Below are 8,689 nucleotides of genomic sequence, written 5' to 3'. Positions count from 1 at the left end.
CTGGCTGTTCTTCCGGGTCTCGGCTTCCTCGACCCGGTTCCACAACTCGGATCGGTCGAAGACCCAATCCGGGGCGTGGTCAGGCGCAAGGGTTTCGGTATGATCGACACCGCCCCGTGCCGTGTAATCGAAGACAAGCCCGGTGCGACGGTCTTCGATACGCTCCGCCACGCGATAGGCAATTGCCGCCGTGGCGCTGCGGCCCTGACTGCGGGAAATCATCGAAGCTCTGAGATGATAGATTGCCATTCTGGATCGCACTCGGCTTGGGGTTCAAAGGGGAATGCAGTTGCCCCTTTGCCCACACAAATGCGCAGCGTTTGTATAAGTGGGCACTTCGTGTCTTGCACCCTGCCTCAACCCACGGCACAAATCAACATAGGGCGATGAGCGTGGAGACCGAAATGGCGCGAACAGTAGATCAGCAGATAGCGGAAACACAGGCCAAACTCGCTCGCCTCAAGACTCGTCAGAAAGCCAGCGAGACCCGCCGGAAAATCATCGTCGGGGCCATCGTGACAACCGAAGCCCTGAAAGACCCGAAGATTGCACGATGGATGGCGGCAACCCTGCGCAAGAACGCCACCCGCGAAGTCGATCAGAAAGAGCTGGTCGGGCTGCTGGCGGAACTGGATCAGGTGGCGGCGAAGGCGGATCAGACATGAGCGGGAACCCCGGAGACGCGTTCGACATCCTCTCGCAGGAGCTGACAGCCCTGCGCCGAAGCATCGAGCATCTTGCCCGCACCAGCCTCGACAAGCAGGAAGCTGAAGCCCTGAACAAAACCCTGACCCAGGCGGTTGGCAAGATGGAACGCGCGGCAGAAAATGCCCCGGCAAGCCTCCAGAACACCCTGCGGAATGACCGGGACCAGGTTGTCCGCAATGCCACCGCAGCGGCTGCCAGCGCCGCACAGGGCGTCCTGACGGAGGTGGCTGGGGAACTGGCCAAGGAGCGCGATGCCTTTCGCAGAGCCGCCGGAGAGGCCCGCAGAGAGGCGTGGCGGTGGTTTGGCGGGTTCTGGGTGTGGTTGGCCTCTGTAGGGGCCGCAGGGGCGCTCCTTGGCGCTCTGGCGGCGTTCTGGATCACGGGGCGGGGCGATGCCCGTGAGTTTGGGCAGTTTCCAAGCATCTATTGCGGCACCGCAGGCGGACAGGTGGTCGAACAGGACAACGGGTCCAGCTACTGCGCGATCTGGATCAACAGGCCGGATCAGTGAAAATCAGTCCGGCCATGCTCCACCGCAGCGTCGATGATCTTTCGCACGGATGCCATTGCATCCTCATGGCTCACCGTCCGGCCAGCTTTAACATCCACAAGCCCGCGCTGGATGCCTTCGATGATGGCTCGTTCTGTTCTGAGAACGGTCGCTGTCGGGTTGCTGGGTGTCATGGCATCGGCTCCCATGGGTTGATGATCTGCACGCCTGTCGGTTCAAAATCCGCAACATTGCGCGTAACGATTGGCATGGCGTGGGTGATCCCTGTCGCAGCGATCAGGGCGTCCCGGTCACTGCGAGGGTCTGGAACATGCAAAGCGGCACAGCAGAGCGCGACAGGCCCGTCCACGGGCAAGATACGCCCCTCGAACACTGGAAGCACCCGATCAGCCATCCAAGCCCTCAAGACGGCGCCCTGCGTGCTGTCACGCCTTTCCATCTGCCTGACGCCCATCTCAAGTTCCAAGAGGGTGATGGCGGACAGAAAGAGGGCTGACGGGTCTTGATCCTCGGCCCAGGCAACGACATTGGCATCCGCCTTCCCTGCTTTTGCCTTGCGCAGCTCGGACACCACATTCGTATCGAGGATGAACATCAGGACAAATCAGCGGGACGTGTGAGGCGACCCAAGCGATCCGGTTCAAAAGCTACGTCTGCCGCTTCTGGATCGGCAAGCAAATCAAGAATATTTTCCTGGCGTCCTGTAAGCCGCCTGTAGGCTTCAATGCTGAGCAAGACATGAGCGGGTTTGCCCCGGTCTGTGATGAACACAGGTCCGTCTTGCGCAGCCCGCTTTGCACCACTGGCATCCTGATTGAACGTCCGGCTGTTGATCGTTGTCATTCCCATCGCTCACATCCTTCTAAGCACTTTATGTAGCAACGTAACTACAACAAGCTAGAATGTCAATCTGAACCCTTCATGACTAGCTTCCTCTTCCTGCTACCCACCCATCCGGTCAGCGTTCTGCCCTAGTGTTAATAGTGTTACCTACGGAGTAAGTTACGGATTCAGCAACCTCTTGCTCTGCTTGAAATAAAATCGCTTCCGGGTTCCGAAAGGGTCAAACTTTGGTTCCGAAAGGGTCAAACTTTGGTTCCGAAAGGGTCAAACGGGCTTTCCTCGAAATTTGGTTCCTGATAGGTCAAACGAGAAAGCTCCTGATAGGTCAAAGATTCGCTGATGAGTTTGCTGCCAGATCGCCACCCAAACCTTGATTTCTTCGTCCTCGATATCGCGGATGCGGTGCCGAAGGACGACATGGCCTCGATGGAGCATCCGCTGTTCTCACTGGCAACGAAACCGGACATGCGGCACCTCGAATATCGCAGCGGCGACAACATTCTGAAAATCCGACCATCCGGCCTCGGCCTGCCCACCATCTTCGACAAGGACATCCTGATCTTCACGATCAGCCAGCTCATGCACCGCAAGAACCGGGGCGAGGCGATTGGGGATACCGTGCGCTTTTCAGCCCGCGAGCTGTCGGTTGCCACCAACCGCCCGATCGGTGGCAACCATTACAAGCGCCTCGAAGACGCTTTCGCCCGCCTCCAGGGTGCGCAGTTCGTCACCAACATCAGGTCCGGTGGCAAGATCGAGACGCGGATTTTCTCGCTCATCGACGAGGGCGGTTTTGTGCGCACAGACGACGAACGGTTCCGCTTGGACTATTGCGAGGTGAAGCTGTCGCGCTGGCTCATGCGGGCTATCGAGTCCGACCAGGTTGTCACGATCTCGAACGACTACTTCCGGCTGCGTCGCCCGCTGGAACGCCGCCTCTACGAGATTGCGCGGAAACATTGCGGCAGCAAGCCGAAATGGCAGATCGGACTGACGACGCTCCAGAACAAGACGGGCAGCAACGCCCCCGTCAAACGATTCCGGCATAATCTGCGCGAGATCATCAAGGCGGACGTGACGCCGTTCTACCGCTTCGAGCTGGACGATGCGGACCTCGTGATCGTCCGGCCCCGCCAGTCCAAGGCGCAGATCACCCCAGCCATTGCCCTGCCCGACTGGGCCGAAGAGAAAGCCCGCGCCATGGCACGGGAAAAGGGCCGAGACTACTACGCGCTGCGGGCCGATTGGCTTTCTTTCGCGCAGGCGGAAACGGCCAAAGGCAATCCGCCGAAGAACGCAGGAGCGGCCTTTGTCGCCTATTGTGCAAAACAGGACAGCCTGCGCTAGCGGCTATCCAAACAACCGCCCCCAGAAGCCCTTGCGCGGCTCGGCTGCCGTCTGCGGCCGCAGATCGACCAGGAGCGCGTGGAGCTGGTCTTCCTTGCGTTCCGCCCGTTCGGCCCGCTCTTTCAGATCCTCGATGCGTTGTTCCAGAAAACCGCGTTCGCGCTGGTCAGATTGGACCTGGGCGCGAAGCTTCTCAACTTCGGCCTGCAACGCACTGGTTTCACGGGGTGTTTCAGGTGTTTCGGTAGGGGTTGCAATTCGCTTCACAGCACCGTTCCTGTGCCCGTTAGCATCCTTCCACCGTTCCAGCTCTGCCGCGTCGATGCTGTAGGAGCCATCATCAAGACGTTTCGCGCTAAGCTTCCCTTTTTTTATGGCTCTGGAAAGAGTTGGCTTGCTGAAATCTGCCGCTTTCGCAGCTTCTCCTAGGGTGTAACTCATGGGTGTAACTGCTCGCTCTCACAGGGTTGCAATTCGCCTCATCTACCTGTGAGGCTTACAGTTACGCATGTTACGCCCACTTGGCGCATTCTCCAAACGACTTGCCGAGATTCACATCAACGGACCTTCGCTGCGCTGCGCGTGAACTCACAGTGTGCGGACTTTCCGGCCATTCGGCGATTAGCTGGTGCAATTGCAGTATGACGAAGGAATTACTGCGCAGCCGCAGCAAGCGAGGTTCTGCGCCGCAGCGCAGATCACGATAGCGGTCGTTCAAGGCAGCACCAAACCCGGGAGTCTAAACCCACCATTCGCTGCGCCTCGCCGCAGGCTTACGATTGAGCGTCGATCGAGCTCTTAATCGAGCCGAGTTGTTGACCACTTTTCTGTGCGCCCTTGTTCCATGTCCATCTTCCCAGACCCCATGATCGCGTTGCAAGGTGATTAGGTCGGCGGTCTCTCCCACGGCATTCTGTGCGTGTTTCGCGCGATCCCGGGCAGTGATTTCACGCGAAGGTGGGCAGTGATTTCGCGGGATCGCGGGCAGGTCTGGTCGGCAAACTGAGGATAGATGCCCCTTCAGGAATGAAGGGGGGCAGAATGCCGACGGGACGATTGAACATGCGCCGCATACGAGATGTTTTGCGATTGAAGTTTGGCCAGGGATTGAGCGAGCGGGATATCGCCGTGTCGCTCGGGCTTGGCAAGGGCAGCGTCGGGGCCTATGTGCGCCGCGCCCAAAGAGCCCAGTTAAGCTGGCCGCTGAGCCGGAAAGCAGGCTACTCGGACTGCCTGCCCATGATCCAGTCACACCCAGCATCCGCGTAGAGGGAAACCGTTCCTCACAGCAGGGTTTTTCAGCGGCCTGTTTGCAATAAAATTAATTGACCGTCCGAACGGTTAATTATAGCTTTCCCTCAAGGCGCGAGAGGCGCCTGGTCTGGAGGATCCCCATGTTCAAGCCCCGTTTTGGGCTGGGTCGAACGCTGTGTTCGGCCAGCCTCGCAGTATGTCTTGCCTTTCCGGCAGTCGCGGATACGCAGTTCGAAATCATGCGTGACAATTGGGGGGTGCCCCATGTCTACGCGGACGATACTTTCGGTCTCTATGCCGGTTTCGGCTATGCCGTCGCGCAAGATCGCCTGTTCCAGATGGAAATGGCCCGCCGCGCCGTCCGCGGTGAAACCGCGGAGGTTCTCGGCGCCGACAATCTGCCTTTCGACATTAAGATGCGCGGACTAGCCGACCAGCAGGAAATCCTTCGCCAGATCGAGGCACTGGACGCGAATGAGCGCGACATCCTGCGCGGCTATGCCGCCGGGTTCAACCTTTGGGTGGATAAGGCCCTGGCGGAGCCGGACACCCACCTTCCTAAGCAGTTTTCCGATTTCGGCTTCGAGCCTGCGCACTGGACCGAGCTTGACGTTGCTATGATCTATGTCGGCACTATGGCCGGACGGTTCTCGGGCCACAGTTCGGAACTGGCCAACGCACAGGCGCTTGCGGCACTTCAGGCTGAACTCGGTGACGAAAAGGGTCGCGAAATCTTCGACCAGCTTTTCTGGAACGAAGACCCGCAATCGCCGACCACCGTTCCCGCGGGCGAACAATATCGACGCGAGGCATCGCTTGGCACGCCCGATGGCAGCCGCTTTGCAAGCCTTCTGGGCGAGCAGAACATCATCAGTGACGACACCCGCCCGCGCGCCAGCAACCTCTGGATCGTCGGTCCGGCTAAGACCACGGATGGCAGCACCATCCTGATCAACGGACCGCAATTTGGTAACTTCAACCCGTCCTATGTCTTCAGCATTGGCCTGCACGGCGCAGGGTTTGACCTGACCGGCAACACGCCCTTCGCCGTGCCCAACGTGCTGTTTGGAACGAACGGAACCATCGCCTGGGGCGCGACCGCCGGGCCACGCGATGTCAACGATTACTATCGGCTAACGCTGAACCCGGAAAATCCGCACCAATACCGCATGGGCGATGACTGGGTAGACATGACGGCCCGCGTCGAAACCATCCGCGTAAAGGGTCAGCCCGACAAAGAAATGACCGTCTGGGAAAGCGAATACGGCACGGTCAGCCATTTCGACGAGGCCAGCAACACCGCCTACGGGTTCAAACGCGCTTGGGCTGGCAGCGAAATCCAGACCTTGATGGCATGGGCCAACTCCACCAAGGCGCAGAACTACGAGGAATGGCTGGACCAGGCGGAAAAGGTCGGCACGACGATCAACTGGTATTATGCCGACCGCGACGGCAACATGGGTTATGTTTCGCCCGGTTTCGTGCCGCAACGCGCCGAGGGGCATGACGAACGTCTGCCCGCCGAACCGGGCCGCGACGAATGGCTGGGCACGCGTCCCTTCGCCGAAACGCCAATGACCTACAATCCGCCGCAAGGCTGGATCGCCAACTGGAACAACCGTTCTGCGCAGGGCGGCACCGCAAACTACGAAGCCACGCCATGGGGCACCGCCGATCGCGTGGTCGAGATCTTCGCCCGTCTTGATGCCAAGGAAAAACTGACACCCGAGGAGGTCTGGCAGATCAACCGCGAAATCAGTTTCCTTGACATCAACGCCCGCTACTTCCTGCCTTTCATCATTGACGCCGCCGACGAGGTAGACCCGCAAAGTCCGCGCGGCGAACTGGTTGCGATACTGCGCGACTGGGATGGTCAGCAGATGCGCAGCGAAGATGGCCGGGCCACGACGGCAGCGGTTGGTCTGTTCCAGACATGGCTGGATGTGATGGTCGCGGATGTGTTGCTTGACGATGGCGAGGCGATTCCGTCGGTCATCCAGTATCACCGTGTTTCGCGCACGGCGCAGGCGTTGCACAACGCTCTATTGGGCGAAGGTTCGGGCGTGCCGCAGACCTTTGACTTCTTCAACGGGGCTGATGCGGCTGGCCGTGACGAAATCATTCTTGCCGCGCTCGACAAGGCTGCCGCACAGCTCTCCAAACTGTTTGGCAGCGACACCCCGAGCGACTGGCGCATCGAGATCAGCCAGCACGTCTTCGGGACCGACAACTACATGGGCATCCCGCAGGCCGGCACGGGCGAGACACTGGCAATCGGCACGGCCATGAACCGGGGCACGGAAAACAACCGCGTCACGTTTCGCGGGGATAGCGTCGAATTCTGCGCCGTGACGCCCCCGGGCCAAAGCGGGTTCGTCAGTGCCGCGGGTGAAAAGTCGCCGCACTACATGGACCAACTCGATCTCTACGAGAACTTCGACTGTCGCGTGCAACCTTTCACGCGCGCCGAAGTAGAGACAGCTGCTGTCTCACGCGAGACGATCTCGGTCGAACGCTAGTGGCGTAGTGGCCGCCCTGCGGGGCGGCCACTTAACTTTAAGCTTCGTCGTTAGGCCCGTGACAACACCGCGCAGGATTGTAGCGCGGTGCGTTGCGTGCCTGAGCTGTTTTTCATTCTCCTACAATACGTCCGGGCAATCGAACACAATGCTCGAGCCCGCTGTCGTTCCTCGCGCGAAACGCCTATTCAGGGTGTAGGGCAGCGAACGGCGGCAATGTTCCGCAATCCGATTTCTCCCTTTCTGGATTGCGCTGCGCCAAGCATGAGTGTCCGAGATCCCAACTGTGGCACCGCACAACGTTCCGCGGCATCGCGTCGACCGTTCCGCTGCGTGCAAGTGCTACGAGAAATTGGCGCTTCCGCAAAGGGCTCTTCGATAACCTTCGCCGCGCGCTGCCCGAACGACCGCTACGGGCTGGACCACGAGCCCTTCTATAGCCCGTGGCCCAGCCCGCGATCTCGCTCGGCGATGCTGTCCGCCTCGCGCTCGATCTCCCGCTGACGTTCCAACTCCTGCTCCCGCGCAGCGTCCAGCTCGACCTGCCGTTCCTCGGCTTCGCGGCCCTCGCGCAATGCGGCGGCACGGTCTGCGAGGGTGTCGGGGTCGATCCCGGTCGCCGCCTCGCGCAGCCGCGCCGCCAAGTCCTGCGGCGTTTCCCGTTCCCGGTCTGGCGCGTCAGCCTCCTGCACCTCTGGTCTGCCCTGCCGTGCCTCCCAAGCCTCCCGCAATCGTTCGGCAAGATCAGGTTCCTGGTCCCGGCCATCCCGGCCCCCGGCAAGCGCCAGCTCGGCCTGCCCGGACCCTAGCCGGTCCAGCACCCGCTCCGCTGCGCGATCAAGCCAGTCGCGGACCTGGCCTGCCAGATCCCGCGCCAGCTCCATCACCTCGGCCGCACGGGCCTTGGCCTCGTGCCAGGCCCCGACGCGGCCGACCTCGATGCCGCGCTCCTTGAGCTGCCACGCCCCCAGCGAGAGCTGGGGCAGGGGCGGCCGGTCCAGCTCGATGGCCCGCACCGTCTGCACCAGCTCCGCGCCATCGTCGCCGCGATCTCGCGCCGCCGATGCCAGCTCAAGCGCCTCGTCGCGCTGCGCCACGAGGGTCCGGTGGTCCACGCGGTCCTCAATGCCGGCCCGCTCAAGGGCGGCGTTGCTGTCCCGCGCCCACGCCTCGCGCCAGCCTTCCAGAACCTCGACAGCATTCCAGTCGCGGTTCTTGGTGGTGAAGCCCTCCGCGTCGATCTCGCGGGTGGTCAGCAGAATGTGGGCGTGATGATTGCGCTCGTCGCCCTCGCGCCCTGGCGCGTGCAGGGCGATATCGGCCACCATGCCCCGGTCCACGAACTGCGCTTGGGCGAAGTCGCGGACCAGGGCGACACGCTGCGCGTGGGACAGCTCGGCAGGGAGTGCTACACGGATCTCGCGGGCGACCTGGCTGTTCTTCCGGGTCTCGGCTTCCTCGACCCGGTTCCACAACTCGGATCGGTCGAAGACCCAATCCGGGGCGT

11 protein-coding genes are annotated in these 8,689 nt (G+C 61.1%); 5 read left to right on the top strand and 6 right to left on the bottom strand.

The features are described 5' to 3' along the window. Positions 1–249 (bottom strand): MobA/MobL family protein (locus AC2FFD_RS22100; RefSeq protein ID WP_496874154.1); only part of this gene is annotated, 249 nt, incomplete at its 3' end. A 155-nt stretch (positions 250–404) separates the two neighbouring features. Between AC2FFD_RS22100 and AC2FFD_RS22095 the strand changes: the two genes are divergently transcribed. Further along, the gene (locus AC2FFD_RS22095) at positions 405–665 is read left to right on the top strand and encodes a hypothetical protein (protein WP_114291872.1); all 261 of its coding nucleotides are present in this window, start codon (positions 405–407) and stop codon (positions 663–665) included. After that, positions 662–1,219, top strand: a complete 558-nt coding sequence (locus tag AC2FFD_RS22090) for a hypothetical protein (protein WP_219436698.1) — start codon at positions 662–664, stop codon at positions 1,217–1,219. Before AC2FFD_RS22095 ends, AC2FFD_RS22090 begins: the two co-directional genes overlap by 4 nt. Here the strand turns inward: AC2FFD_RS22090 and AC2FFD_RS22085 are convergent. Genes AC2FFD_RS22085 through AC2FFD_RS22075 form a run of 3 tightly spaced genes read right to left on the bottom strand, consistent with a single transcriptional unit; the run spans position 1,213 to position 2,062 of the window. Then, complete coding sequence (locus AC2FFD_RS22085) at positions 1,213–1,392, bottom strand: hypothetical protein (protein WP_205387742.1); 180 nt, start codon at positions 1,390–1,392, stop codon at positions 1,213–1,215. The genes AC2FFD_RS22090 and AC2FFD_RS22085 overlap by 7 nt on opposite strands. Further along, positions 1,389–1,814: a type II toxin-antitoxin system VapC family toxin gene (locus tag AC2FFD_RS22080; protein WP_114291866.1), complete on the bottom strand. Its 426-nt coding sequence runs from the start codon at positions 1,812–1,814 to the stop codon at positions 1,389–1,391. The genes AC2FFD_RS22085 and AC2FFD_RS22080 overlap by 4 nt, the downstream gene beginning before the upstream one ends. Beyond that, positions 1,814–2,062 carry a type II toxin-antitoxin system Phd/YefM family antitoxin gene (locus AC2FFD_RS22075; RefSeq protein ID WP_240310366.1) on the bottom strand — a complete coding sequence of 83 codons (249 nt, stop codon included), beginning with the start codon at positions 2,060–2,062 and terminating at the stop codon, positions 1,814–1,816. The genes AC2FFD_RS22080 and AC2FFD_RS22075 overlap by 1 nt, the downstream gene beginning before the upstream one ends. A gap of 339 nt (positions 2,063–2,401) precedes the next feature. Between AC2FFD_RS22075 and trfA the strand changes: the two genes are divergently transcribed. Next, positions 2,402–3,409, top strand: coding sequence for a plasmid replication initiator TrfA (trfA, locus tag AC2FFD_RS22070; RefSeq protein ID WP_114291868.1), 1,008 nt, complete (start codon positions 2,402–2,404; stop codon positions 3,407–3,409). 3 nt (positions 3,410–3,412) lie between these two features. Here the strand turns inward: trfA and AC2FFD_RS22065 are convergent, their stop codons facing one another. Next, entirely contained in the window at positions 3,413–3,850 is a 438-nt protein-coding gene (locus AC2FFD_RS22065) for a helix-turn-helix domain-containing protein (protein WP_162791944.1), read from the bottom strand. Between the two features lie 621 nt (positions 3,851–4,471). On the opposite strand from AC2FFD_RS22065, the gene AC2FFD_RS22060 reads away from it, so the two are divergent. After that, positions 4,472–4,678, top strand: a complete 207-nt coding sequence (locus AC2FFD_RS22060; RefSeq protein WP_496874153.1) for a hypothetical protein — start codon at positions 4,472–4,474, stop codon at positions 4,676–4,678. 125 nt (positions 4,679–4,803) lie between these two features. Next, complete coding sequence (locus AC2FFD_RS22055; RefSeq protein WP_496874152.1) at positions 4,804–7,182, top strand: penicillin acylase family protein; 2,379 nt, start codon at positions 4,804–4,806, stop codon at positions 7,180–7,182. 434 nt (positions 7,183–7,616) lie between these two features. Here AC2FFD_RS22055 and mobQ read toward each other — a convergent pair. After that, the coding region (mobQ, locus tag AC2FFD_RS22050; protein WP_496874151.1) for a MobQ family relaxase at positions 7,617–8,689 on the bottom strand (1,073 nt) is incomplete at its 5' end.

The sequence above is a fragment of the Ruegeria sp. YTSC002 genome (assembly GCF_059609845.1).
Note: the sequence above shows the minus strand (reverse complement) of the source record. Positions and strands in the feature narration are given on the sequence as shown.